Consider the following 24,873-nt stretch of genomic DNA (forward strand, 5'->3'; position numbering starts at 1 on the left):
GTCCACCGCACGCAAGGAGACAACCCACCATGTCCCTCATCGTCGTCGCAGAGTGCCTGGCCGAGCCCGGCCAGGAGGACCGACTGCGCACCGCCTTGGAAGCAATGATCGAACCCTCTCTGGAGGAACCCGGCTGCCTCGCCTACCGGCCCTACACCGACCTCAACCAGCCCGCGCGCATGGTGATCGTCGAGGAATGGACGGGCCCCCAGGCCCTCGCCGAACACTTCACCACCCCGCACTTCCACCACGTGAAGCAAGTGCTGGACCTGATCCTCGCCGAGCCGATGAGCATCCGGAAGCTGACCACCGCCGCTGGCGAATGACGTGCTGCCGGGCATGGGGGTCATGCCCGGCTGGGCGCGGAGCGTGGCGGAACCTTCGGCGCGGCCGACTGCCCACACCACCGTGCGCCGGTGCCGTCCGTCCGGGCTCACGCCCGCCGCCACCCCCGCCACCCCCATCACCCGACGGCCTCCTCCTCGCCCTCGTCCCCTTCCCCGTCCTGATGCATGTCCATGTCCACGTCCATGCGGCGGAACTCCTCATACACAGCCGTCCCCGGCTCCGCCACGTACACGTCGAAGCCCGACCAGTCGGTGTCGTAGAACTCGCGGAAGAACAGGTTGGCGATGCTGTCGTTGATCTCGACACCGGTCACCTGGAGGGCCGGTATCCGGAACGGCTTCTCACGCGGCCAAGGCTCGTCGCCCTCGTCGTCCAGGTGGATGTCGATGCCGAGCAACGGAAGGTCGTCCGAGGCGAAGGTTTCGGCGTCGGCCAGATAGAGGTGGTCGTAAGGCAGGTCGTGGCCGGTGTAGGGAGCCGCAGCGAGCACCAAGTCAGGAAGCAGGCCGCGGTACTTCTCCTTATCGACCGGAGTGACGTACGAGACGGCACGGTCGTAGGCGCAGACGTCCTCCGAGCCTTCCTCGTGGGTGACCGGCGTCTCCAGGGCCCGCAACAGCCGATCCCAGCCGGCGGGGTCGGTGAAGTCGGTCCGGAGAACGGGTGCGGCATCCGTGCGCGGCAGCTTCGGCATGTGATGAGGCTTCATGTGGTGGACCATAAGGCGGGGCACTGACAGTGCGGGGGGCGCGCGACCCGGCCTGGCGCCGCCGCAGGGCGCGTGATGATCATTGTGATACCTTCGGCGTCGCCGTGCACCACTGCACATTTGAGGAGGTGAGTCCGATCAACACTGTGACACGTCGGGACTCCCTCCTTCGCATGGCCTAGGGAGCGCCCGCGCCAGGCATCCCGAAAGGCTTGAAACGCTGATGCGCTTCACCTCCCAGACGTCGTCGGACGGCGTCACCGAACAGTTCTTCACCCTCGACGAGATCCCTGGCGTGCTGTGGACGCCGGAAGCCGCCCGCGGTGCTCGTCCCCGCCCCCGCCCCCTGATCCTGCTGGGCCACGGCGGCAGGCAGCACAAGACCGCCCCTGGCACCGTGACTCGCGCCCGCCACTACGCCGCCGCGGGTTTCGCCGTCGTCGCGATCGACGCACCCCACCACGGCGACCGGCCCAAGAACGAGCAGTTCGGCCGGATCGCGGCCAGGATGCGGGCCGGTATGGCCGCCGGTGAGGATCCGGGCGCGCTGGTCGCCGGCATGCACAGCTATCTGGCCGGTCAGGCCGTCGCGGACTGGCAGGCGGTCCTGACTGCGGTCCAGCGCCTCGACCAGGTCGGCGACGGCCCGGTGGGCTACTGCGGCATGTCGATGGGCTGCGGACTGGGCATCCCGCTCATCGCCGCGGAACCGCGGATAGGCGCCGCGGTGTTGGGCTTGCTCGGCGTGCAAGGACTGGCCGAGGACGCCGCGCGGATCACCGTGCCGGTGCAGTTCCTCGTCCAGTGGGACGACCAGATGGTGCCGCGGAACCAGAGTCTGGCGTTGTTCGAGGCCTTGGCCTCGGCCGAGAAGACGCTGCACGCGAACCCCGGCAAGCACGGTGAGGTGCCGTCGTTCGAAGTCGACGGCTCGCTGCGGTTCTTCGCACGGCACCTGAGCGGTTCTTCGCACGGCACCTGAACTGACACGAGGCCGTAGTGCTCGACGCGCCGGCCGGAGCTCGTCCCCGGCCGGCCGGCACGTCCGGTCGGCCGGGACCGTTCGCCACCACCAGCAGCGACCGTCATCACCGACAGGGACCGTCATCACCGATAGGGATCGCCATCACCGATAGGGATCGGGATCGCCATCCCTTGGCAGGAGCCCCCTCACTGGTAGGGGCCGCCCCGGTAGAACCTGCTCCCGGCCGAACGCGGCCGGTCGTCTCTGCGATGCGCGGCGTCGGAGCGCCCATCCGGCGTCGAGCGTGCGGCAAGAGCGCGCAACCGCCCCAATCCGGCCAGGACTTCGGGGCGGTTGTCGGCCCGCTTCAGCCACACAGGGAGCCGGGGGAACATCGCCATCGTCGGCGAAGCGGTGTGTTGCCGCAGCACGGCGGCGACGTAGGCGGCCAGCTCATCGATGTGCTCCTCGTTGTACGCCCACAGGATGTGCCCGACACAACGGGTCTGCAGCCACAGCGGCTGCCGGAAGAACGGATCCTCGGTGCCCCCGAGCGCCGCGCCGACGAGCGCGGAGCCCTGCACCTCGGCTTCCCATTCACCGGTGGCCCCGCATGCCGCGCACACGAGACGGCGCGGCATGAACATCAGCTCACTGAAGTACCGAGGTGCCTCAAGGTCCGGTCGGAGTACGACGATTGCACGGCCGCCGCACCGCGGACACACCACCAGAATCCGGCCGGCGAACTGCGCCAGCCACCGTCCCGTATCGATGTGACGTGCCGGACCGCTCGACTCAGACTCCATGCCGAGCACCATGGCACATCCCCCAGCAGTCCATTTGGCCGGCCACCTGTCCTGATGGCCTGATGGCCTGATGGTCAGGTCAGGGCAGGTCAGGTCAGGGCAGGTCAGGCAGGTTCAGGTCAGGTCAGCAGGTGGCCGGATCCGGGTATGCGTCCGGGGGCAGATTGTGGAGCACGGAAGCATTGAGTACGTGCGCTCTTCGACTTGAGTAGGAGCCACCATGTCCGGGTGGCGCGGGCGGGCCAGGATGGCGACCATGACCGCACCCGACCCCCATGCCACTGACGCACCCGTTGCGGCGCCTGACCCGTTCGCGCCGTCCACATCGGCAGTGCGCGTGTTCGCCGCCCTCGGCCTCCTGCTGCTCGTCGTTGCCTACGGGGCGTTCTTCATCATCGTGATGAACCAGGCCTACAGCGGCGACGGGGCAAGCGGGCCCCTGGTGGGTCTCGCCCAGGGGGCGATGGGCCTGTCCGCAGTCGTGGGGTTGTTGGCGCTTGCTCTGCCCAGCGAGGGGATGAGCTACGCGGCGCGACGAGGAGCCGTTTGTCTGCAGTACGCGCTGGCCTTCGCAGGTCCCGCGCTGGCTGCTGTCGACTTCGCCTAGGTGTATTGATCAAACCGAGCGGCTGTTAACAACGCTCGTGATCAATCCACCTAGGGCAACGAACGGTCGGTGCCGGGAAGGGCCATGGACACGGGGGAGACCGGCCCTTCCCGACACATACATCTTCAGTCGGGGACCCTTACTGCCTCCAGGGCCGAACGGCCCACCTGCGCCCCGCAACCGGCCCTCGGCGGCGGGGCGTTCGGCCCCCATTGCGGGGCCCAGTGCGGCCCCCATTGCAGCCGCATTACGGAGCCCCGTTGCGGGCCCCTCCGGATGGCCGGTCGGCGCCGGTGCCCGGCGGTGCTGCCGTGCTGATCACGTACGCTGCCGCGCAGACGTACGGGATCTTTGGAGCAGCACGGTCATGTCGGAATCGCAGCAGTACGCACCGGTCGCGAGCAGTCCGCGCGGGCCCTGGCTCCACGAGCCGGACCGGATGCGCAGCCTGCTCGACGCCGTGATGGGCCTGGGCCGGGGGCTCGAACTCCCGCAGGTGCTCAGGGGCATCGTGGAGGCGGCGGTCACCCTCACCGACGCGGAATACGGGGCGCTCGGCGTGGTCGGGGACGGTCAACTGGCGCAGTTCCTGCCCGTTGGGATGTCCGACGAGCTCATCGGGCTGATCGGCCGGGCGCCGTGCGGCCGCGGCATCCTCGGGGAGCTGATCCGCAACCCGTCGCCGCTGCGGCTCACCGACCTCACCAGACATCCGCACAGCTATGGGTTTCCGGCCAACCATCCGCCGATGCGGACCTTCCTCGGGGTGCCGGTCCGGGTCCGCGACGAGGTGTTCGGCAATCTCTACCTCACGGAGAAGCGGGGCGGCGGATCGTTCGACGCGGATGACGAGGCGGTATTGACCACGCTGTCCACCGCGGCGGGAGTGGCGATCGACAACGCCCGCATGTACCACGAGAGCCGCCGCCGCGAACGGTGGCTGGAGGCGCTGGGCGAGATCACCCGCAGTCTGCTGTCCGGCACCGACGCCGACGAGGTGTTGCGACTGATCGCGGAGCGCGCGCAGGAGGTCGCCGGCGCGGACAGCGCGGCGGTCCTGCTGCCGGTTTCCCCTCCCTCGCCCTCGCCCTCGTCCCCTCCTTCGCCCTCGGAGCTGGTCCCGCCCTCGTCCTCGTCCTCGCCTTCTTCCGCTCCTCCGCTCTCGTCCCCTCCCTTGCCCTCGGAGTTGGTCCCGCCCTCGCCCTCGCCCGCGTCCTCGTCCGTGGACCAGCTGACGGTGGCGGTGGCGTGTGGAACGGGGGCGAGCCGGATCCTTGGGTTGCCCGTGCCGGTTGACGGTTCGCTGCCTGGGGCGGCCGTCCGCAGCGGCCGGCCGGTGGTCACTGCCGACCTGCGGGCCGACCCCCGGGCGTACCCGCTCGGCCGGGGCCCTGTCGGGAACGGGGCGGTGCAGGCGTCCGCGGGGGAGGTGACGCCCGTAGGGGAGGAGACGCCCGTGGCTGCGGAGGCGTCCAAGCGCGAGGAGGCGTCCAAAGGTGAGGAGACGTCCAAAGGCGAGGAGCTGAACGGCGGGGCCCTGAGCAGGGAGCCCGCAGAGGTGGACGGGCCGGCGGTCGCCGTCCCGCTCCAGGTGGATACCGGCCGGGGTGCACTCCGGCTGAGCCGCCTGGCCGGGCGGCCCGCCTTCGACGACGCCGAGGTCACCCTGATATCGGGCTTTGCCGACCAGGCCGAGATCGCTCTGGAACTCGCCCGCCGACGGGCCGAGTCGGTGGAACTGACGGTCCTCCACGACCGTGACCGGATCGCCCGAGATCTGCACGACCTCGCCATTCAGCGGTTGTTCGCCACCGGCATCACGCTGCAGAGCGCGACCCGACTGATCGACCGCCCGGAGGCCGCCGAACGGGTCGGCCGCGCGGTCAACGACCTGGACACCACCATCAAGATCATCCGGTCCACCATCTTCGGATTGCGTACCACTGGGGAGGCCACGGACGGCCGTGGTCTGCGTCGCGATCTGACCGAGACCGTGCAGCGGGCGGCCGGTCCCCTCGGCTTCACCCCGGCGCTGCGGATCGACGGTCCGGTGGACGCAGCGGTCCCCGAGGACCTGACCGGCCACCTCGTGGCAGTGGCCGCCGAGGCCCTCAGCAACGCCGCCCGGCACGCCCAGGCCCGCCACCTGGACGTGCTGTTGTCGGTGACGGCGGGCACGGTGACGCTGGTGGTGACGGACGACGGGGTGGGCGTCGGCGACGCACCGCACACCGGAGGGCTGGCCAACATGCGGTCCCGAGCCGAGATGCACGGAGGCCGGCTGACTGTCGAACGGCCGGAGGGCGGCGGCACCCGCATCGTCTGGCGGGTACCGCTGCCCGCCTGAGCCGATCCGTTTCCGCTGTCGCTCCGAACGGGCCGATCCGTTCCCCTCGCCGGTCCGACCGAGCCGATTCCGTTCCCCTCGTCGGTCCGACCGAGCCGGTCGGGGCCTGCCGTCGGCCCGAGTGGGCCGATTCGTTCCCGTTGCCGGTCCGTTCCCCTCGCCGGTCCGCCTGAGCCGGTCGGGTCCTGCCGTCAGTCCGACTGAGCCGATCCGTTCCCGTTGTCGTCCCGATGGAGCCGATCTGGCCCCGTTGCCGGTCCGGCTGAGCGCCCCGGCCCCGCCGTCCGGTGCCGCGGTTACGGTCGCGGTGCCCTCAGCCGTTCGACGACCATCGCCGCCTGGACCCGGCGGCCCACCCCCAGCTTGGAGAGGATCGCGGACACCCGGTTCTTGACCGTCTTCTCCGACAGGAACAGCCGGTCGGCGATCTGGCGGTTCGTCAGCCCGAGGCCGATCAGGTCCAGCACTTCCCGTTCGCGCGGCGAGAGCCGGTCGAGTTCGGACGCCTCCGTCCCCCTCCCCGTCACCGTTCCTGTCCCCGTCTCCGCGCCGGCCGACTGGCTCCGGCCCGGGGCGCGTAGTCGCTCCATCACCCGCTTCGCGGTACGCGGATCCAGCATCGACTGCCCCGCCGCCACCGTACGGACCGCGTGCACCAGCGCAGGGCCGTCGATCTGCTTGAGCACATAGCCGGCCGCCCCGGCCATGATGGCGTCGAACAGTGCCTCGTCGTCGTCGAAGGACGTCAGCATCAGGCAGGCAAGATCAGGGACGCGGGCCCGTAACTCCCGGCAGACTTCGATGCCTTCGTGGTCGCTGGCGGGCCCGTCGGTGCCGCCCAGCCGGACGTCGAGGACGGCCACCTGCGGCCGGACCGCCGGCACCCGGGCGAGGGCCTGCCGGGCGTCCCCCGCCTCCCCGACAACCACGATGTCGTCCTCCGCCTCCAGCAGGTCCCGCACACCGCGGCGGACGACCTCGTGGTCGTCGAGGATGAAGACGCGCAGCGGCGCCTCCGGTGCGCTGACGGGCGTGGCGGTCACAGGGGCGGGGACGGTGGGGGCGGGCGTAGCGGTGACAGGGGTGGTGTGGGCAGGCGTGGTGGGAGCAGGGTGAAGGGGCTGCTGGTTCATGCGCTCTCGCTCTGTGGTTCTCGCGGATCGGCGGGACACGGGATCGGCGGGGCACGAGGGTCCCGACCACGAGGTTCGTCGGGCCCGGTGGCCGGCGCAAGGGCCGAACGACCCTGGGGAGCGGGGCGCTTCGGGCACAGCACCGCGTTGCGATACTGACGCCCCCGTTCAGGAGGTCGATCCCATGCCGCAGTCCTACCAGCCCGCGCGCCCCGCTCCGTCCGCGCGTCCCGCTCCGTCCGCCCGTCCCGCTCCGTCCGCCCGTCCCGTTCCGTCCGCCTCGTCCGGACGGTCAGCCCTAGGTACGGTGGGTACCGTCGGCGGCGAGTACCACGCCCTGCTCGCCCGGCACGACGCGATGCGGCTGCGGCGGCGCATCCTCGGTCAGGGCCGGGCACCTGCGCACGACTTAACGCCCGCCTCCTACGACGGTGCCGCGGACCAGCGGCTGATCACCCAGTACCTCGATCTGGTCACACCCTTCGGCGACCTGATCGCCCGCCTCTACGACGAAATGTTCGCCCGGTGGCCCTACTTGCGGTCGCTGTTCCCGGCGTCCATGGACTTCCAGCGTGCGCATCTGGCCCGCGCCTTCTGGTACTTGATCGAGAATCTGCACCGTCCCGCCGAGGCGGCCGCCTACTTCCGGCAGCTCGGCCATGACCACCGCAAGCTCGGGGTGCGCCCGGCGCACTACGAGGCGTTCGAGACCGCGCTGTGTGTGGCGCTGCGGCGCACCGCCGGGCCCCGCTGGATCGAGGCGGTGGAGGAGGCGTGGGTGCGGATGGTGCGGTTCGCCGTGGCGTCGATGGTCGAGGGCGCCGACGCCGCACTTGCCGAACCCCCGTCTTGGCACGGCACGGTGATCGCCCACGAGCGGCGCCGCCCGGACCTCGCGGTACTGTGGGTCCGACTGCACGAGCCGTACCCGTACCGGGCCGGCCAGTTCGCGGCGGTCGAGTCCCCGCTGAGGCCGCAGGCGTGGCGACACTATTCCTTCGCGTCGGCGCCGGGGCTCGACGGCGAGGTGGTCTTCCACGTCCGGCGGACCGGCCCCGGCGGGGTCAGTGAGGCGCTGGTCGACGGCACCCGGGTCGGTGACACCCTGCGCCTGGGCCCGGCGCACGGCACGATGACGCTCCAGGACGAGGACCGATCCCGGGATCTGCTGATGGTGGCGGGCGGCACCGGCTGGGCGCCGATCAAGGCCCTGCTGGAGGAGTGGGCGGGCCGTCGCCGCGGGGCCGACGGTCTTCCGCCGCGCCCGGCCGGCCGGGTCCACCTCTTCGTGGGCGCCCGTAGTCGCGCCGAGCTCTATGACGCCGCGGCGCTGAACCGATGGGCGGCACGGTACGACCGGCTGCGGGTGGTTCGGGTGCTGGACGAGGACGTCGTTGTTCCGGGCAACGAAGGCTCGCTGGCCGGGTACGGCCCGACCCCGCACGAGCACGCCGTCCCGGGGAGCGCCGATCCGTCGGCCGGGTACGGCCCGCTGGCCGAGGCGGTGGCGCGGGACGGGCAGTGGTCGCCTCACCTCGCCTTCGTCAGCGGTCCGGCGGCCATGGTCGGCGCCACCGTCGCGCGGCTGACCGCGGCCGGTATGTCGGCCGACCACATCCGCCACGACCCGGTGCCGGATCGCATCCGTTGACCCAGCCGCCCGGCCGCTGCGCGTCGTACCCGGGCAGCTGCAGAGGGGCAGTGAGCGGAGCGGCAGACGGGCGGCGAGCGGAGCGGCAGAGGGTCGTTGACTGGAGCGGCAGAGGGACCGGTGACTGGAACGGCAGACGGAACGGTGACTGGAGCGGCGGGGCGACGCCAATCGATGGACGCCAATCGGAGTGATGCCAACCGGGGGTGATGCCAACCGGGGTGATGCCAAGCGGACCGGAGAGTCGCGCGCTCCCGAGACGGGCCGAACGGCCCCTGGCGGGCGGCCGCCGGGAGCCTTCTACTGGCCGGCAGCCCACTGCATCAGCAGCGTCAAAAGGAGAGGGAACACGCCGTGACCAACATCCCGGCCCGGCACACCGCCGGGACCGCCACCGACTCTGACTTCGGGCCAGCTGTCGCCTCCGCGGGGCTTCTCACCGACTCCGCGGGAGCTGTCACTGACTTCGCGGGCACTGTCACCGCCTCTGCGGGAGCCGTCACTGACTCCGCGCTGCTGGCCTGGGCCGATCGCGAGGCGTCCCGCTGCAGCACAGAACTGGACCGTGCCGAGGCCCTCCGCCTGTTGGGCAGCGTGTCGCTGGGGAGGATCGTCTTCACCCAGGACGCATTGCCGGCCATCCGCCCCGTCAACCACCTCCTCCATCACGGTGAGGTGATCATCCGCACTCACGCGGGTGCGGCGCTGACCAGCCTGACCGAGCATGCGGCAGACGAGGGGGTGGTCGTCGCCTACGAGGCCGACGCCATCGACCCGGCCACGCACTGCGGCTGGAGCGTGGTGGTGACCGGCTACTGCCACCTTGTGACCGATCCCGACGACCTGGCGCACTACCAGGCGTTGCTGCATCCGTGGGCCGACCACCGGATGTCCTATGCGCTGCGAATCCGTCCGGACTTGGTCACGGGGTTGCGACTGTCCCCGAGGACTTGACCGGGCGATGCCGGTACGGCCGGCGAGCCTGCCGTACCGGCGGTCGTCCACGAGGGCCAGACCTTGGACTGGACGAGAATCCGAAAGAACCCGAACAACCCAAAGAATCCAGAGGACTTAAAGAATCTCGAGAACCCAAAGAACCCCAACAATCCAACACGCTGAGGCTGGCGCGATCGCGGAGGGGCCGGTCCGGTCAGCTGGCGTGGTTGACGGGCCAGCTGGTCAGGGATTCCTGCTCGCCACAGTCCTTGGTGTCCTTGTCACCGCGGCATATGAAGACCGAGCCAGTGGTGGTGAAGGTGTAGCTGGCCAGGCTCAAGTCCACCGACTTGGTGCCCTTACCGCACAGGGTCGCTTGCTTGACGGGCGGCCGGGGAACCAGGTCATAGGTCCACTGGGTCCACACCGAATAGCAGTCGTTACCGGTGTTCTTGAAGTCGCCCTTGATGACGAGCTTGGAGGACACGGAACCGTCCTTGGGCTGCACCGACCTGGTGCCGGATGCCGTGGCCGTGCCGTACGTGGCCTTCCACGGGACGGGCGCACCTGCCGCCTTGACTCCGGCTGCCGTCGCGGAGGACTGCCCCAGGGTAAGGAGGACAGCGGCGGAAGCCAGAACAGCGGCTCCCGACGTGAAAATGCGACTGGATTTCACTGAGTTTCCTTTCCAGAGTTGTGTAGATGTGTGCAGAGTTTGCACTCAGCAGTTGTGCAGAGTGGTGATCAGCGCATCTGGGTTCTTCGCGGACAGGAGGCCCCTGGCCCGTCCTCTGCTGATCTGTCCGACACCCTTTCCCCGCCGGCCTTTCCCTGCCCGTGGTACCAACGGCGGCGCACGCAACAGGCCGAATGCGCGGCGGTGCACGGGGCACTGGCGACGGAGACTGTCGTGCTCACCTGGGAAGGTGGGGAAGGTGTCGTCGTCCTCGTACGAGAAGTGACCGTACGCCCGTCGGTACCTATCGGTACTCGCCGAAACCTGCTGCCACCGAATTCGATCCGCTCATCGAGCCACAGCGAACGGCCGGTGAATCCCGGGTGCATTCCTTGGTCGGGTGCATTGCTTGGTGCTTGAGGTTGGCCACTCGCCTTCCCGTGGAGGGTAGGCCGTATCGACCACCATGAAAGCGGCGACGGTGGTTGCCTGTATCTCGTGCTGAGCTACCCAACGTGGAATTCCCCCCTGCTGTGATGCTGCACTGCACCCCGCCACCCGTCGAACGAGTGCACTCGTTTCTAGCACGGGAAGCGGATGCTAAAGAAAGTCGTTATTTGGGTGGTTGAGCGTTCGTCGACTGGATGTGAGCGCGTGCGGTGAGCGAGATCCCCGCCCGCCACCTGCCCGTGTTGCGCCTCACCCCGCCCGGCCACCCCTGAGAGACGTCAGGGTCCGATCAGCCTGCAGGACGACGGTTGACGCGACCGTGGTCTGACGATCTCGCCAAGCCGCGTCGCTACGTTCGGTCGTTGAGCAAAGATCCATTTCGGAATGCGAGAGGTGCGGGTCGATATGAACAGCGAACTGGCGGATGCGGTGGGCGGGATGGGCGTGATGGACGAGGTGGGCGCGGTGGGGACGGTGGGACGGTGACCCCACGGCTACGGTCGGGGCGTGGCCGGCGAACGCATACCGGGGCGGTCTTCGGTGCGGCGGTGGTGGTCGGGATGGCCGCGGTCATGAGCACGGCCGGTGCGGCACAGGCCATGTCGGGTGGCACGCAGCTACCGCAGCGCGGGGCGGCACCCTGGCTGGCGACGCTCGCGGTGAAGGGCGACGCCCCGTTGCTGAACCGCGCCTCGTGCGGCGGGGCACTCATTGCCCCGGACCGGGTGCTCACCGCCGCCCACTGCCTCGACGGCCAGGACTTCCGGCGGGCGGAGGTGCACATCGGCTCGTCGGTCCTGTCCCGCGATCCCGGCACGGTGCGCGACATCCGCGCGGTCACCCTGCATCCCCGGTACGAGCTGCTGCCCTCACCCGCCGATCCCCATAACCCCGCTCTGTCGTCGGCGGCATCCGACCTGGCGGAGATCCGTCTCAGCGCCCCGGTACGCGGTGTCACACCGCTCCGGATCGCCCCGCATCGGCCGCGCCCCGGCACCCACGTGTCGATCTTCAGTCACGGCACCACGGCGGCACCGGACCCCTCCCGGCCGGGCCAGGAAATCCGCGGTGATGTCCTGCGGCGCGGTGATCTCACCGTTCGCACCCACGCGCAATGCGCCGCCCAGACACCGGCTGTCGTGGACGAGGCGTCGGTCTTCTGCGCCCGTGATGTGCCCAGTGGGCGGACGACCATGTGCTTCGGGGACAGCGGCAGCCCACTGGTCGTCCGGGGCCGGCGCGGCCCGGAGCTGGTCGGGGTGTTCAGCTTCGCCGGTGAGACGGCGGGCAAGGTCTGCGGACAGCCGGCCGACGCCGGTTTCGCCGATGTCCCGGCGCTCATAGGCGAGTTGGGCTGACGGGCGCCAAACGGGAAGGGCGACGCTGTCGACCGCGTCCAAGCCCGACTTGCTGACGAAGGCGGAGAAACTTCGAGTCTGCGCGGCGCACGACCAGTTGCCTCCGCGCCTGGGGAAGCCCCTCCTGGCTGCCGACCGTGCATGCACGGCGCGGATGGGCGGAGAGATGTGCTGGCAGATGGCCGACAGACGGGCCGACAGATGGACCAACCGACGGAGGCCCTATGCCCTGTGTCTGTGTCTGCGCCTGTGACTGTGCCCTATTGCCCGGACCACCCCGTCACGTCCTCCTCAGCACGCAGTCTCCGCACAGCCCACCGCCCGGCACGCGGTAGTACAGGCAGCAGCTGCGTCGTGAGAACGCCGGGACGTTGGGATCCAGTGTTCCGCAGTCGCGTAGTGGCGTGGCGTTCAGAAGGGAGGCGGTCAGTGCCACGGCTCGTTCTGCGGCTTCCCCGTGCCCTGTGCTGCGGCACCAGCCGTGCAGCACCCGGAGGGTGCCGACCAGCGCCGAGGCGGCATTGCCCCACAGCACCTTGGGGGAGATCGCGGTCGTCGCGCTGATGGCGTGGTGCAGCGGCACCAAATGGTCACGCAGAACCGCTGCCCGTAGCCGGCTTGCGAGGTCTTCTACGGGAGGCAACGGCAGGGGAGAGGGGGAGGGAGAAAGGGAAGGACTGGGGGAGGGCAGCCAGAGGTCATCGGGTGCGCTCCGCTCCGGATGCCACCACAGAGCGTCGCTGCTGAGGTCGGGGACGCGGCCGGCCAGCACCGCCGGTCCGAGAGCGATCGACCACAGGCGCCCGGCGAGTCCCTGATGGACGAGGGATGCGGCGACCCGTGCCTCCGCTGTGCCGAGCCGAGTGGCAACCGTCTCCAGGCGATTGCGCAGTGCCGGTGAGACGCCCTGCCCGTAAAGCTCCGCAAGGGGAAGAAAGCCCTGGTCGCGTGGTGCTCCGGCGCTGGTCCGCACGGAGAAGAACGGCCCCACGGCGGCGGCGCGGCCGAGCACTGCGGTCATTGGCTCCTGGGACACCTGTCCTCCTCGCTCCCCACTCAGGCGGGGTTGCCCGGCCCGGATCGTAACGGCCGGGCCGGATCGCGGGACGCCCGGGCGGCGCACGGCGATGAGTTCCGGTAGCCGTACACGGTGGCCGGCCCGTGATCGACTTCATCTGCGCCCCATCGACCGTCCAGGCTGCCAGCGCCCCGTGGACGGTCATGACCTCGCGGCGGACCTCCATCGGTTCAGTAACCGGTCGTGGTCCGTGTCCGCGGCGCCACCGGTCGACTGACGCTGGGCGGCGGCCTCCCTCCGGACGGTTCCGGCTGCGCACGCATGCATCCCGGGGCCGTCTGACCAGTTTCGATTCAATCCTGTGGTCGCTGTTGGCCCTTCAGCAGGCGGAGGGTGGCGAGTGCGCCGCCGTCGGGGGCGTTGGTGAAGTGCAGGGTGGCGCCGAGGACCCGGGTCTGGCCGGTGGCGATGGTCAGGCCCAGGCCGTGGCCGCTCTTCCGGCCGCTTCCCGAGCGGGTCTTGAACCGTTGGGGGCCGTGGTCGAGGAGGTCGTCCGGATAGCCGTCGCCGTGGTCCCGCACGGTGACGACCGGGCCGTCAACGGTCAGCACCACCGGCGCGCGGCCGTGCTTGTGGGCATTGGTGATCAGGTTGCCCAGAACGCGTTCGAGACGGCGCCGGTCGGTCTGCACCCGGGCGTCCCGTACGACGTCGACGTCGGCAGCCAGGCCGGTGGCCTGCACTGCGCGCTCGGCCAACGGCCCCAGTTGGTGGACGGCGAGGTCGGCCTGCTCGACCCGGGCGTCCAGCCGGGAGATCTCCAGCAGGTCCTCGGTCAGCCGGCGCATGGTCTGGATGCGTTCCTGGACCATTTCCGTCGGACGGCCGGGCGGCAGCAGTTCGGCCGCCGCGTGCAGCCCGGTGAGCGGGGTGCGCAGTTCGTGGGAGACGTCCGCGGTGAAGCGCTGTTCACTGTGCAGCTTGGTCTGCAGGGTGGCGGCCATGGTGTCGAGCGCGGCGGCCACCGCTGCCGCCTCGTCCTGCGCCAGGTCGGGGCGCAGGGCGCGGGGGTCGCGCACCCGGGCGTCGAGGTCGCCGGTACTGATCCGACGGGCGACGCGGGCGGTGCGGTGCAGTCGACGGGTGATGCGGGAGACCGCGAAGAGGCCGACGAGCAGGGTGACGCCGATCGCCGCGGCGGAGGAGCCGATGATGGCCCGGTCCAGCCCGTGGAGGGAGGCGGCCCGGTCGGTGTAGTCCACGCGCACGGCCAGCACCCGGCCGCCGTCGGCGGGGGCGACGGCCCACATCGTCGGCCGGCCCTGGTGGTCCGCGAGCTGGGTGCCGTGTTCCCTGTGGCGCACGGCCAATTCGCGGAGGTTGTGGGGGAGGTCGGGCGGATCCACCGAGGCGCTGCGGCCGAGTGGTTCGCCGGCGACGTAGGTGGCCACCGCGTCGTCGAGTGCGTCCAGGGCGGCGCCGCGCGCCTGATCCTCGGTCTGCTTGCCGACCAGGGTGTGCACCAGGATGCCGAGCAGCGCGGCAAGGGTGCAGCACATGACGGTGATGAAGACGGCGAACTTCCAGTAGAGGGACGCCGTCCAGGAAGGCAGCCGCAGCGCGGCCCGCTGCCGTGCGCCGCTCATGTCGTGTGGCCCGGTGACGGGGTGCGTTGCGATGAGGGGGTGCGTTGCGGTGAAGGGGTACGTTCCGGTGCGGGCGTACGTTCTGGTGCGCGTGTGCGTTCCGAAGCGGGGGAGGAGACCTTCTGGTCGAACTCCATCGTCCGGATCTCCATGGTCTGCCGTCGCTCGTCCCACGCGTGTACGGTGCGCATCTCGTAGCCCGGCGAGCCGGTGGGCTCCCGCATGATCACATCGCCGTCGGAGACTTCCACGGACAGCGGGGTGCCGGCGGTGTCCAGGATGCGGTTCACCACCCCGCCCTTGAGCATGTAGGCCCAGACGGCCAGGGTGTGCTCGGCCCCCTCGATACCGACGATCAGCTCGTCCTTCCCGTCGTGCGTCAGGTCCTGGTACTCGGGGGCCCGCACGGGACAGCGCTGCGGCTTGTCGCCGCACTGCTGAATCCTCCGCTCGGTGGCCTTGTCGAAGGCCGGCGCGTCGTGCCGTGCGTCGTCGGCGATCTGCGCTGTGACCACGTCCAGCGGGTCCAGCCTGCGGATATTGCCGGACGGCACCCGGGGCAGCCCGGGGAGGGGTGAGGGTCCGTCCTGGCCGCTCTTGTCCGGGGGCGGCTGTGGGGCAGGCGCCCGGTCGGGCCAGAGGCGGGCCGGCGCCGACGCCACGGGGGCGGCTCCGGCACTGCGAGGTTCCCCGGTCGCCCCTGTACACCCCGCCGCCACCAGTGTCATCGCGGTTGTCGCGCCCACCGTCGCAAGGGCGAAGGCAACGCTCCGTGCCCGGCGGGGGAGCGGCAGGGAACGGCGGAGGGGCACAGGACTTCCAGGGAGCACGGGACGGCAGCGTATGGGGACAATGATGTTTGCTGACCTGCATGACGGCAATCCCACGGTTGTGTAACGGCGGCCCATAGATGGGCCCACAGCGACCAGTGAAAACGGTGACAAGTGACCGGTGCCCAGTGAGCAGTGACCGGTGACCGGTGACCGGTGACCAATAATCAGTGAGCAGTTGACTCGATCGATTCGGCCTCCCAGTTGAGTGGTGTGTTTTGCGGTGCGCGTCCGTCCGCTGCGCCGGCGGCACCGTGCGGCGGGGGCAAGCCCGAGTACGGGCAGGGCGACGGGCTCGGCGAGGCGGAATCGGGCAATGGCATTGCTGCTCCGGTCGTACACCGGGCGCCATCGTGTGTCGGCACGTAGACAGCCGTCGTGTCTCGGCATGAACGCAGCGATTGTGTGTCGGTACGAAGGCAGTCGTCGCGTCTCGGCAGGAACACACCCGTTGTCTGCTGGTGGCCGGATGGGCGTGGGAATCGGCGCTCTGGTGCTGTCGGACCTCGTCATCGAGGTCCCTTCCAGGCCCGACCAGGCCGACCCGCCCCGCCCCGCCAGCCGTTCCAAGCCCAACGCGGCATCCACTTCAGGCTCCGCGCGGCATCCACTTCAGGCTCCGCGCGGCAACCGTGCTCAGTCGGCCGTCGGCCAAGGCCAGCCGAGTTGGAGGAACATGCCGAGGCGGTCGCTGACGGCGCGTATCTCCGAGATCTTGCCGTCGGTGACGGTGAACCACCAGATCTGCTCGACCTCAAAGGGGCGGTTGGTGGGCTCGGGCATGCGCGGGTGGTAGCCGGTATGTGTACCGGTGACGGTCAATCGGGCGACTACGGTGTCGTCCTCGGCGACCAGGGCGTCGGGCCGCATCACGCCTTCACCGAAGGCATCGAGCTGCTGGCGGAAGCCGTCGAAGGCCGCGCCGGGCTCGTCCGCCTCGCCAAAAATGATCTTGTTGTGGTCGATCACGTCCAGTGCCATGTGTTGCGGCAGATCGTCGAGTCGCCGCTCGTTGATCGCTCGGAAGAAGTCCGCGACGACCTGCTTGTTCGCCATCGGTGACAGCATGGAAGACCCCCCAAAACTTACGACGTAAGAAAGCTTACGTGCACCACGGTAGACTTACGGCGTAAGAAAAACAAGGGCGGTCGGAGGAGTCACAGTGGGAAAGCGAACTCGCGGCGAGCGGGCGGGTCTCTCGCGGACGCAGGTACTGGACGCTGCGCTGGCTCTGGTGGACCGAGAGGGAGCCGGCGCGTTGACGATGCGTCGCCTGGGGGGCGAGCTGGATGTCGAGGCGATGACGCTCTATCACTATGTCCCCAACAAGGACGCCCTGCTGGACGGCCTGGTGGAGCGGCTGTTCGCCCAGGCGCTGCCCTCCGCCGATGAGAACGCGGAGGCGGAGACGGGCGCGGAGAGCGCCGACTGGCGCGCGCTGCTGCGGACGTACGCGGTCTCGCTGCGCCAAGCGCTGCTGCGCCACCCAGGTGTGCTCTCCTTTGCAGTGAGCCGCCCGGCGGTGACCCCGGCAACGCTCGATGCGGTGGAACGTGGTTTGGCAGCCCTGACGGCGTCGGGATTTCCGCTGGGGGCGGCAGTGCACGCCCTCAACACCCTGTCGCTCTTCGTCGTCGGCCACACCGCAGCCGAGGCCGCCCAGCCCACCCAGGCCGACGCGCCCGGTTCCCCCGCCTGGCTGGGCGAGCTGGACGCGGCCCGCTATCCGCTACTCACCGAGGCTGCCCGCAGCGGAGCAGGAACAGACGACGCCGAACGGTTCGACTTCGCCATCAATGCACTGGTCAACGGCTTTGGCGCCGCGCTCGACTAGGCACTGAGCCGGCCGCGGCGGCCGCGTAGGCCCGCACGAAGCTGTCGGCGTCGCGCGCGAGACCGGCCGTGCCTCCAGCTCCCCAGTTGCGTAGCCGTCCTCACTCGTCCCCTTCACGTCGAACGCCTGGGCCACACAAGGCTGTTTGCATGGTGTCGGGTGACAAGGTCGTCTTCGATCGTGAGGTGCAGAGCGAACCGAGCGCGACGGGTGCATAAGGTGAGCAGGTGGTCGAAGGTGCGGCTGACGACACGACATCTTTCCGATCCAACTTCCGTGCAGGTGCGCTCAATCTCTCTCGCGGAGCGCGCGGTGGAGGACCTTGACGTACGGTTGCACGGGAAATTGCCTGCGGTGTGCTTGCTGCCTGCCTCTCCCCGGAATGGAGCCCGTCCATGACCGCTGCCACTCGTGAGGTGTTCGAGCGATACCACGCCTGCTGGGAGGCCCGCGACCCAGACCGGATTGCTGAACTCCACGCGGTCGACTCGGTGTTCCATCTGCACTCGGGTCAGGCTCCTGTGCGGGGGCGGGAGGCCATTCGTGAGGCGGCGGCCGGGATGTTCGCTCTCGTTCCGGACTTGGCCTTCAAGTTCGTCTCGCTCCGCACCGGTGAGGATTTCTGGGTCGTCCAGTGGAGGTTGACCGGGACGTCCGTGTCCGGTGCTGCGATTGACGTCGACTTGATGGACTTCGTTGTGGTCGAGGACGGTGCGGTGAAGGAGAAGCACTCCTACGTGGACGGAGTGGCGATGCAGGCCGCGCTCGCGTCTCCCGAGGCAGCCGAAGGGGCGGCTCGCTGAGGACGGCCACACCTCGCGAGGAAGCCCCTGGAGGTGGTGATACGACCAAGAACCACCGTGCTGTCCAGGGGCTTCGCGTGGTTGGCGGCCCGTCGGCCATCGTGCTGTCCACCGTGGGCCTGCGTGACGCCGTTCGGTTGTGAACCCGGACTGGGGCTGCACGTCCGCGCCGAAGTTGCCGCGGGCGTGCAGCATGGTCACCACATCCAGTGCTGGAACCAGGCGGTGAGCAGAGTGATGGCGCTGCCGCCGATGGCGTACAGGGCGCCCCGCAGCGACTCCTGCCACAGGGGGCGTGTGCGCTGGTCGGAGTGTTCGCGCTGGGAACGCTGGTGGGGGGTCCCAGCCTCGTCGGGGCGGCCCACCGGTTCGGTGGTACCGTCGTTTTCCATAGGTGTGCCTCCAGAGAATCGGGTCTTCGCGGTCCTGAGCTGCGTGGTGCATCGCTGGGAGAGCCCTCTCGACGCCCGGGCCTAGGAATCCGGTCGAGGTTGGGCTCTCTCTTGCGTTGTCACGATGGTAGCGAGCGATAAGAGGAACGCCTTCTGAGTGGAGGCTAGTTGGGCGGCGCTTCCACGGTGCCCTGTTGGTCGTGTGTGCTCCGTGGAGAGTGGTACTGACGAAGTGCCTTGCCTCTACTCCCAACCCGTCGCCGACCTGCGCACCAACGCAAAGCCTGTGCCGGTCGTCACGCCCACGTAGACGTGCACGAGGGTGAACAGGGGCGTCAGTGACCCGATGATGAAGGCCCCACAGCGGTGCGCAAGGACTCGTCGACGAGGACGATGAACGGCCGTGGCGCCGGTCCGCGCGGGACGACCGAACGGCATGCCGCCCTCGGTGGCAACGTAGTTGCCGCGGCACTGACCAGGGAACTCGTTGGTGACCGAGTGACCGAGTGACGCGTGACCGAGTCGATCAGGAACGGCATGTCGTCGGTGACGACCTCGACGACGGAGTGGCTGCAGGTCCGGCCGGCAGCCGTTCTTCTCGACGGTTGGCGCAGGCGGCTCTGTGCCGTTGGTTGGTTCGTGCGGGGTCCTGCCTGACGTTGTGCCTGACGTTGCCCTTCCGCTTCGAGAGCTGGTGTGTACAGCGAGTGAAGGGTGAGGTGTTTGATCCACCAGGCTCGACCGAAGCGTGCAGTCTGGCACGTGCGGGGGTCATTCAAGAGTTCCCGCTGCAGTGCGCCATGCATTGCGACCTACCATGAGAGAAGGACGCTCATCATCATGAGCAACACCTCCGGCATTGAGACCCGTGAGATAGCCGACGACGAGCTCGACGGCGTCGCGGGTGGCCTCTCCGTCAGTGGCTCCGTGGAAGGCCTGACTGCCACGTTCGCCCCGGGCCCCAACGGCGTGCCCATTCTGACCGGTGGCTCCGTGAAGTCCCTCAGCCTCACTGTTTCGGACATCCCTCTGGGGCCGATCAACAGCTGAGCCACACCTTCGGCACGGTGCTGACCCACCGGATGCCGGAGCCACCCCGGGGCGTTGTGAAGTAACTCGGGGTCCTGGCTGACGTCGGCCTTCAAGACCTGGCTGTGGTCTTGAAGGCCGACTTTGCGGGGGGAGCACAGGCAGCCATTGAAGCGCTCAAGTCCGATGGTGATCCCCGGGGATTTCGCTGTGTTGTGCAGGAAGGCCGGCAACTCTCCGACGACATCATGGTCCTGGCCACCGCCGAACAGCGTGAGGGGCTTCGCCAACACCTCGGTATCGCGTTCCAACGTTCTTGGCGCTGACCGGATGAGGCCTGGACGAGGCTGGGCGGGGTCTGGAAAGGACTAGGTCTGGAACGGGCCTGAAGGTCCCTGGGCGAGGCGGGGATGATGCCTGATCGCCATGAGGTCTGGACCGTCAAATCGCCGTGCGGCTAAGGTCCGTTGATGTCCTTGATTGTTCCTTCGCTGCCGTCCGGCTACCGTTCGCGGTCCGCGAGCGTCCATGACGTCGCGGCGATCCACACCTTGGTCATGGCCTGCGAGAGGGAGGTGTACGGGCGGGTGCGGACCGATGCCGGGGGCATCGCCGCCGATCTCGCACGGCCGGGACTGCTGCCGGAGTCGGACACCGTGCTCGTTCATGACCGGGCCGGGCGTCTGGTGGCTCGGGCCTGGGTGGACCGGCGTTCCGAGATCGATGTGCATCCGCAGCACAGAGGGCAGGGTCTGGGAGTCGCGTTGCTCGATTGGGCGCAGGCGCGGGCGCGGCAGGCCGGCAGCGACGGCATCGTGCAGACGGTGCCGGACGCGGACTTGGGTGCGGTCGCGCTGCTGCGCTCGCGCGGATACGAGTCGCTGGTGACGTCGTGGCTGCTGGAGTTCGCCATGCCGGACGAACCTGCCGTGGCCGAGCCGCCGACGGGTGTCACGGTGCGGCCCTTCCGTGCCGGTGACGGGCCCGCCGCGCACGTGCTCGTTCAGGATGCGTTCGACGAGTGGCAGGAGCGGCGGCAGGCATACGAGGAGTGGGCCGCGCATACCGTTGAGCGGTGTGCCTTCGCCCCGACGCTGTCGGCCCTGGCCTTCGCCGACGATCAACTGGTCGGTGCCGCCCTGGCGTTGGAGGTGCCGGGCACGGACGAGGGCTACTTGGAGCAGGTCGCCGTACGCCGTGACCATCGAGGGCGGGGGATCGCCCGGCTGCTGCTGCGCCACACGTTCCGCGCCTTTCACCGGACGGGCCGCCGTTCCTGCACGCTGTGGACGCATTCGGACACCGGCGCGCTCGACCTCTATCTACGCGTGGGCATGACGGTCCGGCACAGCTCCACGGTCTTCCGCAAGGAACTCCGTTGTTAGGGGCGTGAGCGACGCGACCTTTACGTCACACCGGCGCGGTGGAGTGCGGATGCGGGGGAGTGCGGAGGCAGTGGAGTGCGGATGCTATGAGGGCGGATGCGGGGGAGTGCTGAGGCGATGGAGTGCGGATCCGCGGGAGGCGGATGCGGCGGAGTGCGAATGTGGGGGAGTGCGGATGAGGGGGCGGGCGGAGTGTTGGTGGGGCCTGGCTACCCTTCTTTCGTGAGTGCGGTGACCAGTTCGTCCAGTCCGTTGAAGTGCCGGTCGAAGACGTCGGAACTCGTCGGCGGGTCCCCGGCCGGTCGGTGGACGTAAGCGGCCCGCATGCCCCTTGCCTGGGCTCCGCGGAGGTCCCAGGCGTGGGCGGCCACCATGAGTACGCGGTGTGGTGGGCATCCGGCGGTGTCGATGGCGAGTTGGTAGATCTCCGGCGCGGGCTTGTAGGCCAGGACGGTTTCGGCGGACAGGGCTTGGTGCCAGCGCAGCCCGGCGTGTGTGTTGAGGCGCAGGAGGGCGGTGCGGCTGGCGTTGGAGAGCCCCAGCACGGGGAACCGCTGGGCGAGCCGTTCGAGACCGGCGACCGAGTCACCCCACGGGGGCAGGCGCTGACCTGCTGTGGCCAGTCGGGCGATGGTCGCCGGATCGGTGAGGCCGACATGGTGGGCCACCCGTTGTGCGGCCTCGCCATCGATGATCTCGCTGTTGGCGTACGCGCGTTGCCCTTGCTCGATGCGTTGCTGTTCGTGCTCCACATGCTTCTGCCACACGGTGAGCAGCTCGTCGATGGTCACGTCGTCGGACGCGGGCACCGCCTCGCGGATGGCGGCTCGCAGGCCGCGGGGTTCGTCGACCAGGGTTCCCAGGACATCGAAGACCACGGCGTTGATGTTGCAGAGCTCGGCCATGCGTTCTCCTCTTCGCCTTGCGCGTCACCGTTTCAGTAGGTGACGGATCTTGCCGAAGGGTCCCGTCACCGGTCAAGATGGTGACGTGGATTTCGCATTCGTGAGCGGCAACCCGGCCCTCGATCTGGCCGGCACCGTGAGGTCCCGTCGCGACGGGCCCAGCGACCTCCTGGCCGCGCCCGCAGATCTCGCGCGGTGGGTGGCCGCATGCGACGAACTCCCCGACCGCGTCAGCGCCGACGCCGCAACCTTCGAGTCCGCGCTGTCACTACGAGAGGCGATCTACCAACTCGCGCTGGATCGCGTGCTCGATCGGCCCTTCGATCCGGGCAGCCTCGACATCGTCAACGCCGCGGCCGCCGGACCCGTGCCCACGATCAAGCTCAGTGACGCCGGGCTGCAGGTGTCGGGAGACCTCGTCGCGGTGCTTTCTCACCTGGCCAGAAGCGGTATTGCCGTGCTCGCCGATCCTCATGCCTGTCTCAAGGAGTGCGGCCGTCCTGGCTGCACTCGCCTCTACCTCGACCGCTCGCGTGGCGCCCGGCGCACCTGGTGCGGGATGGACGAGTGCGGCAACCGCGTCAAGGCCGCGGCCTACCGAGCTCGCAGACGCGCCTCGACGATGGGCGAGGGGGCCTCCTGACGTCCTACGGGTCAACTCCTCGGGTGTGGACGGGTGCCGGCCGCCCGCCCCGTGGTCGCAGAGCCCGCCCCGTGGCCGTCACCAATCGCCGCCCCGCAGCCGTCGAACCTCTCCTTCCGCCGTCAAATCCGTACCGCCGTCGTCAAACTTGCCGTGCGGCCGTCAAAGCCACCGCGAGTCCGTTCAATCGCAGGCGGGTGGCGCCGCGCAGGTGGGGGAAGTCGTGGTCGGGCTCCGCGGAAGGGGTGAGGAAGGCTGCTTGTTCGGTCCACCGCAGGTGGGTGCCGTCGGCCTCCGGGTGCAGTTCGACGGTCACCAGCGAGGTCCAGCGCGGCACGTCGTCCACGCGGGACGTGTACGCGTAGACGATCCTCGACCCCGATGCGATGTCGAGGTAACGGGATTGGAAAGCGAGCCGTTCCGGCGGTGCGTCTGGAACCGCGGAGAAGACACTGGTCGCTGACTCGCCGCCGTTCACGGTGAAGTCGTGGCGGTACGACACCTGGCGTCCGGGCAGCTTGAACCACCGGCGCCGGACCGGAGTGTCGGCGAAGGCCTCGAACACCGCGCTCGGAGGCGCGGGCAGATGGGATCCGACCGTGAAGGTGTCGTGCCGCACCCCTGGGACCGCGCTGCTGACCTGCCCGCCGGCGGCTGCGTCGGCTGCGTCGGAGGCACCGGTTCCGGCGGCGTTGGTGGCCATCTTTTCCTCACCTGGCATCGCGTTTTCTCACCTGGCATCGTGACGAGTCGGGCGAGCGCCCATTAGTTACTATCCGTATGTAACGGGGTGTGGACGATGCGATCAAGGCCTCGCTCTTACGCACTTTCATGTCAGCTACGCACTCGGAGGGAAGGGAAGAGACACATGGATGCCGGACTGCGTGCCCGGCTGACGACCGCCGGGGTCACGCCGGAGTGCGCGGCGACCATCGAGCTCGTGCGCGACGTGCTCGCCCGCGTCGGAGACAAGTGGACCGTCCTGGTCATCACCACGCTCGCGGACGGACCGCTGCGCTTCACGACCCTGCACGAGCGGATCGCCGGGGTCTCCCAGCGGATGCTGAGCCAGACGCTCCGCTCGCTGACCCGCGACGGACTGATCACGCGGACTGCCTACGCCGAAGTGCCGCCGCGGGTCGAATACGCGCTCACCCCGCTGGGTCGATCGCTCAGCGACACCGTCACGCATGTGGTGCGCTGGGTGCAGGAGCACCAGACCGAAATCGTCCGTAACCGCGAGGAGTTCGACGGATCCGGCTCTGCGACGCGGTGAGGCAGCGGGTAATCCCGCCTCGTGTCCCGTTTGGAGCGGCTGATCTGTCCGTTGAAGGTCTCTCGGGCCGGGCCATGCGTTTCGACAACAGAGCGTAGGTTTTTCACGGCACCGTGACCGTCGCGGCCATTGGACTGCGGCTCCACGCATGACCCGCCAGAGAGAATGTGGTGCCTATGTCATGTGCGGCGGCGGTAGGAGTCGGCGGCGAGGTACAGGCCGATGCCCCACACCAGGAATTGGGGGATGCCGTAGACGACGATCCAGGGGCTGAAGATGCCCTCCTCGTTGAAGTCTTGGATCGTCTGTGCGGCGGCCCAGACCGTGTAGAGGAGGAGGAAGGCCGAGACGGTGAAGGCCGTGGCGGCCAGCGTCCGGCGCGGAACTCGGCGCCCGGCGAGGAACGGAGTCCAGCTCGGGAACACCACACCCCACGGCCGGACCAGGCTCAACGCCAGGATGCCCGCCAGCAGGGCCAGGCCGCTGAGTACGAAGAGGTACGGACCGCCACCGCCCGCGTACCACTCCCGGAACTTGTTCTCGTCCGCCCACAAGGGAATTCCCAGCGCCCAGACCGCGTGCAGCGGGATGAACCCGACGGTCGCGGAGAGCGCCGAGGCATAGCCGGCTCGGACGGCCCACCGGGGCGGCGGCGGAACTTCACCAATTTTGATTCTTGGACTGCGGACGGTGCTTTCGGACATGGCCCGGGTCTCCTGTTGAGAGGGAAGACTTCTGAACGAGAGTCACGTTTCCACGGGCCCGCTTTCGAGGGCGTCGAGCCCAGGACTGACGATCACTCATCCTCTGCGGTGACCGAGGCACCGAGCCTTTCCCCCGCGTGGGGGAGCCGGTCTCATCCTCGTCCATCCGGGAGAACTTGCCACCAGACAGGGCCAGTTAGTTCCCGCCGTGCGGCTTCCCGCAGAGCTCCTGGATGCCTTGGAGCGGGTCCATGCGCGCGGCGCCGCCATCGACCCCGAGGTGGTGCGGCACCTGGTCGTCCGCACCACGCACGCCGACCCACTGGCGCGTCTCACCCCGCGCGAACGCAGTAAGGCCGGATGGGGTCACCCCGCTCGCGAAGGACGGGATCCTGTTCCCTGCGTTCGTGCGTTCCATGTATT

At 69.2% G+C, this 24,873-nt stretch carries 26 protein-coding genes and 1 pseudogene; 14 read left to right on the forward strand and 13 right to left on the reverse strand.

The window, feature by feature from the left end; all coding sequences use genetic code 11:
- The first annotated feature begins 29 nt into the window (after positions 1 to 29).
- Positions 30 to 326 carry a putative quinol monooxygenase gene (locus AB0E02_RS01885; RefSeq protein ID WP_362134878.1) on the forward strand — a complete coding sequence of 99 codons (297 nt, stop codon included), beginning with the start codon at positions 30 to 32 and terminating at the stop codon, positions 324 to 326.
- Positions 327 to 463: 137 nt separating this feature from the next.
- Here AB0E02_RS01885 and AB0E02_RS01890 read toward each other — a convergent pair whose 3' ends face one another.
- Entirely contained in the window at positions 464 to 1,057 is a 594-nt protein-coding gene (locus AB0E02_RS01890) for a hypothetical protein (RefSeq protein ID WP_362134880.1), read from the reverse strand.
- A gap of 223 nt (positions 1,058 to 1,280) precedes the next feature.
- Between AB0E02_RS01890 and AB0E02_RS01895 the strand changes: the two genes are divergently transcribed.
- On the forward strand, positions 1,281 to 2,039 hold the full coding sequence (locus tag AB0E02_RS01895) for a dienelactone hydrolase family protein (RefSeq protein ID WP_362134882.1): 759 nt from the start codon (positions 1,281 to 1,283) through the stop codon (positions 2,037 to 2,039).
- A gap of 188 nt (positions 2,040 to 2,227) precedes the next feature.
- Here the strand turns inward: AB0E02_RS01895 and AB0E02_RS01900 are convergent, their stop codons facing one another.
- Complete coding sequence (locus AB0E02_RS01900; RefSeq protein ID WP_362134884.1) at positions 2,228 to 2,839, reverse strand: hypothetical protein; 612 nt, start codon at positions 2,837 to 2,839, stop codon at positions 2,228 to 2,230.
- A 244-nt stretch (positions 2,840 to 3,083) separates the two neighbouring features.
- On the opposite strand from AB0E02_RS01900, the gene AB0E02_RS01905 reads away from it, so the two are divergent.
- Together AB0E02_RS01905 and AB0E02_RS01910 are read left to right on the forward strand one after the other, a co-directional pair.
- On the forward strand, positions 3,084 to 3,434 hold the full coding sequence (locus tag AB0E02_RS01905; protein WP_362134886.1) for a hypothetical protein: 351 nt from the start codon (positions 3,084 to 3,086) through the stop codon (positions 3,432 to 3,434).
- Positions 3,435 to 3,873: 439 nt separating this feature from the next.
- Positions 3,874 to 5,781 carry a GAF domain-containing sensor histidine kinase gene (locus AB0E02_RS01910; protein ID WP_362135542.1) on the forward strand — a complete coding sequence of 636 codons (1,908 nt, stop codon included), beginning with the start codon at positions 3,874 to 3,876 and terminating at the stop codon, positions 5,779 to 5,781.
- Between the two features lie 296 nt (positions 5,782 to 6,077).
- Here the strand turns inward: AB0E02_RS01910 and AB0E02_RS01915 are convergent, their stop codons facing one another.
- Positions 6,078 to 6,824 carry a response regulator transcription factor gene (locus tag AB0E02_RS01915; protein ID WP_362134888.1) on the reverse strand — a complete coding sequence of 249 codons (747 nt, stop codon included), beginning with the start codon at positions 6,822 to 6,824 and terminating at the stop codon, positions 6,078 to 6,080.
- 448 nt (positions 6,825 to 7,272) lie between these two features.
- Here AB0E02_RS01915 and AB0E02_RS01920 point away from each other — a divergent pair, with 448 nt between their 5' ends.
- Entirely contained in the window at positions 7,273 to 8,565 is a 1,293-nt protein-coding gene (locus tag AB0E02_RS01920; protein WP_362135545.1) for a globin domain-containing protein, read from the forward strand.
- A gap of 513 nt (positions 8,566 to 9,078) precedes the next feature.
- Positions 9,079 to 9,519 (forward strand): pyridoxamine 5'-phosphate oxidase family protein, encoded by a 441-nt coding sequence (locus tag AB0E02_RS01925; protein WP_362135547.1) that lies wholly within the window; start codon positions 9,079 to 9,081, stop codon positions 9,517 to 9,519.
- Positions 9,520 to 9,715: 196 nt separating this feature from the next.
- On the opposite strand, the gene AB0E02_RS01930 is transcribed toward AB0E02_RS01925, so the two are convergent.
- Positions 9,716 to 9,988, reverse strand: a complete 273-nt coding sequence (locus AB0E02_RS01930) for a hypothetical protein (RefSeq protein ID WP_362134890.1) — start codon at positions 9,986 to 9,988, stop codon at positions 9,716 to 9,718.
- 1,211 nt (positions 9,989 to 11,199) lie between these two features.
- On the opposite strand from AB0E02_RS01930, the gene AB0E02_RS01935 reads away from it, so the two are divergent.
- A complete protein-coding gene (locus AB0E02_RS01935; protein WP_362134892.1) occupies positions 11,200 to 11,985 on the forward strand; it encodes a serine protease in 786 nt (261 codons plus the stop codon).
- Positions 11,986 to 12,265: 280 nt separating this feature from the next.
- Here AB0E02_RS01935 and AB0E02_RS01940 read toward each other — a convergent pair whose 3' ends face one another.
- The 4 genes from AB0E02_RS01940 to AB0E02_RS01955 form a co-directional block, all read right to left on the reverse strand.
- On the reverse strand, positions 12,266 to 13,021 hold the full coding sequence (locus AB0E02_RS01940; protein ID WP_362134894.1) for a (2Fe-2S)-binding protein: 756 nt from the start codon (positions 13,019 to 13,021) through the stop codon (positions 12,266 to 12,268).
- 335 nt (positions 13,022 to 13,356) lie between these two features.
- Positions 13,357 to 14,649 carry a HAMP domain-containing sensor histidine kinase gene (locus tag AB0E02_RS01945; RefSeq protein ID WP_362134896.1) on the reverse strand — a complete coding sequence of 431 codons (1,293 nt, stop codon included), beginning with the start codon at positions 14,647 to 14,649 and terminating at the stop codon, positions 13,357 to 13,359.
- A complete protein-coding gene (locus AB0E02_RS01950; protein ID WP_362134898.1) occupies positions 14,646 to 15,311 on the reverse strand; it encodes a hypothetical protein in 666 nt (221 codons plus the stop codon). The genes AB0E02_RS01945 and AB0E02_RS01950 overlap by 4 nt, the downstream gene beginning before the upstream one ends.
- 804 nt (positions 15,312 to 16,115) lie before the next feature.
- Positions 16,116 to 16,535, reverse strand: a complete 420-nt coding sequence (locus tag AB0E02_RS01955; RefSeq protein ID WP_362134900.1) for an ester cyclase — start codon at positions 16,533 to 16,535, stop codon at positions 16,116 to 16,118.
- Positions 16,536 to 16,641: 106 nt separating this feature from the next.
- Here AB0E02_RS01955 and AB0E02_RS01960 point away from each other — a divergent pair, with 106 nt between their 5' ends.
- Both AB0E02_RS01960 and AB0E02_RS01965 read left to right on the forward strand, forming a co-directional pair.
- Positions 16,642 to 17,313 (forward strand): TetR/AcrR family transcriptional regulator C-terminal domain-containing protein, encoded by a 672-nt coding sequence (locus tag AB0E02_RS01960; protein ID WP_362134902.1) that lies wholly within the window; start codon positions 16,642 to 16,644, stop codon positions 17,311 to 17,313.
- A gap of 395 nt (positions 17,314 to 17,708) precedes the next feature.
- Positions 17,709 to 18,116: an SgcJ/EcaC family oxidoreductase gene (locus AB0E02_RS01965; protein WP_362134904.1), complete on the forward strand. Its 408-nt coding sequence runs from the start codon at positions 17,709 to 17,711 to the stop codon at positions 18,114 to 18,116.
- A gap of 197 nt (positions 18,117 to 18,313) precedes the next feature.
- Here AB0E02_RS01965 and AB0E02_RS01970 read toward each other — a convergent pair whose 3' ends face one another.
- A complete protein-coding gene (locus AB0E02_RS01970; protein WP_362134906.1) occupies positions 18,314 to 18,508 on the reverse strand; it encodes a hypothetical protein in 195 nt (64 codons plus the stop codon).
- A gap of 335 nt (positions 18,509 to 18,843) precedes the next feature.
- Complete coding sequence (locus AB0E02_RS01975) at positions 18,844 to 19,314, reverse strand: hypothetical protein (RefSeq protein ID WP_362134908.1); 471 nt, start codon at positions 19,312 to 19,314, stop codon at positions 18,844 to 18,846.
- A 34-nt stretch (positions 19,315 to 19,348) separates the two neighbouring features.
- On the opposite strand from AB0E02_RS01975, the gene AB0E02_RS01980 reads away from it, so the two are divergent.
- On the forward strand, positions 19,349 to 19,558 hold the full coding sequence (locus AB0E02_RS01980; protein WP_362134910.1) for a hypothetical protein: 210 nt from the start codon (positions 19,349 to 19,351) through the stop codon (positions 19,556 to 19,558).
- A 449-nt stretch (positions 19,559 to 20,007) separates the two neighbouring features.
- The gene (locus tag AB0E02_RS01985; protein WP_362134912.1) at positions 20,008 to 20,922 is read left to right on the forward strand and encodes a GNAT family N-acetyltransferase; all 915 of its coding nucleotides are present in this window, start codon (positions 20,008 to 20,010) and stop codon (positions 20,920 to 20,922) included.
- A 209-nt stretch (positions 20,923 to 21,131) separates the two neighbouring features.
- Here AB0E02_RS01985 and AB0E02_RS01990 read toward each other — a convergent pair whose 3' ends face one another.
- The gene (locus AB0E02_RS01990; protein ID WP_362134914.1) at positions 21,132 to 21,827 is read right to left on the reverse strand and encodes a haloacid dehalogenase type II; all 696 of its coding nucleotides are present in this window, start codon (positions 21,825 to 21,827) and stop codon (positions 21,132 to 21,134) included.
- Between the two features lie 85 nt (positions 21,828 to 21,912).
- On the opposite strand from AB0E02_RS01990, the gene AB0E02_RS01995 reads away from it, so the two are divergent.
- Positions 21,913 to 22,470, forward strand: coding sequence for a CGNR zinc finger domain-containing protein (locus AB0E02_RS01995; RefSeq protein ID WP_362134916.1), 558 nt, complete (start codon positions 21,913 to 21,915; stop codon positions 22,468 to 22,470).
- Between the two features lie 142 nt (positions 22,471 to 22,612).
- Here AB0E02_RS01995 and AB0E02_RS02000 read toward each other — a convergent pair whose 3' ends face one another.
- Positions 22,613 to 23,191 carry an SRPBCC domain-containing protein gene (locus AB0E02_RS02000; RefSeq protein ID WP_362134919.1) on the reverse strand — a complete coding sequence of 193 codons (579 nt, stop codon included), beginning with the start codon at positions 23,189 to 23,191 and terminating at the stop codon, positions 22,613 to 22,615.
- Positions 23,192 to 23,338: 147 nt separating this feature from the next.
- On the opposite strand from AB0E02_RS02000, the gene AB0E02_RS02005 reads away from it, so the two are divergent.
- On the forward strand, positions 23,339 to 23,746 hold the full coding sequence (locus AB0E02_RS02005) for a helix-turn-helix domain-containing protein (RefSeq protein WP_362134921.1): 408 nt from the start codon (positions 23,339 to 23,341) through the stop codon (positions 23,744 to 23,746).
- Positions 23,747 to 23,925: 179 nt separating this feature from the next.
- Here AB0E02_RS02005 and AB0E02_RS02010 read toward each other — a convergent pair whose 3' ends face one another.
- Positions 23,926 to 24,450 (reverse strand): hypothetical protein, encoded by a 525-nt coding sequence (locus AB0E02_RS02010; protein ID WP_362134923.1) that lies wholly within the window; start codon positions 24,448 to 24,450, stop codon positions 23,926 to 23,928.
- A gap of 223 nt (positions 24,451 to 24,673) precedes the next feature.
- On the opposite strand from AB0E02_RS02010, the pseudogene AB0E02_RS02015 reads away from it, so the two are divergent.
- Positions 24,674 to 24,799: pseudogene (locus tag AB0E02_RS02015) on the forward strand (DNA-binding response regulator); the annotation flags it as partial.
- Positions 24,800 to 24,873: the final 74 nt, after the last annotated feature.

Source organism: Streptomyces sp. NPDC048196 (genome assembly GCF_040652715.1).
Taxonomy (GTDB): domain Bacteria; phylum Actinomycetota; class Actinomycetes; order Streptomycetales; family Streptomycetaceae; genus Streptomyces; species Streptomyces siderophoricus.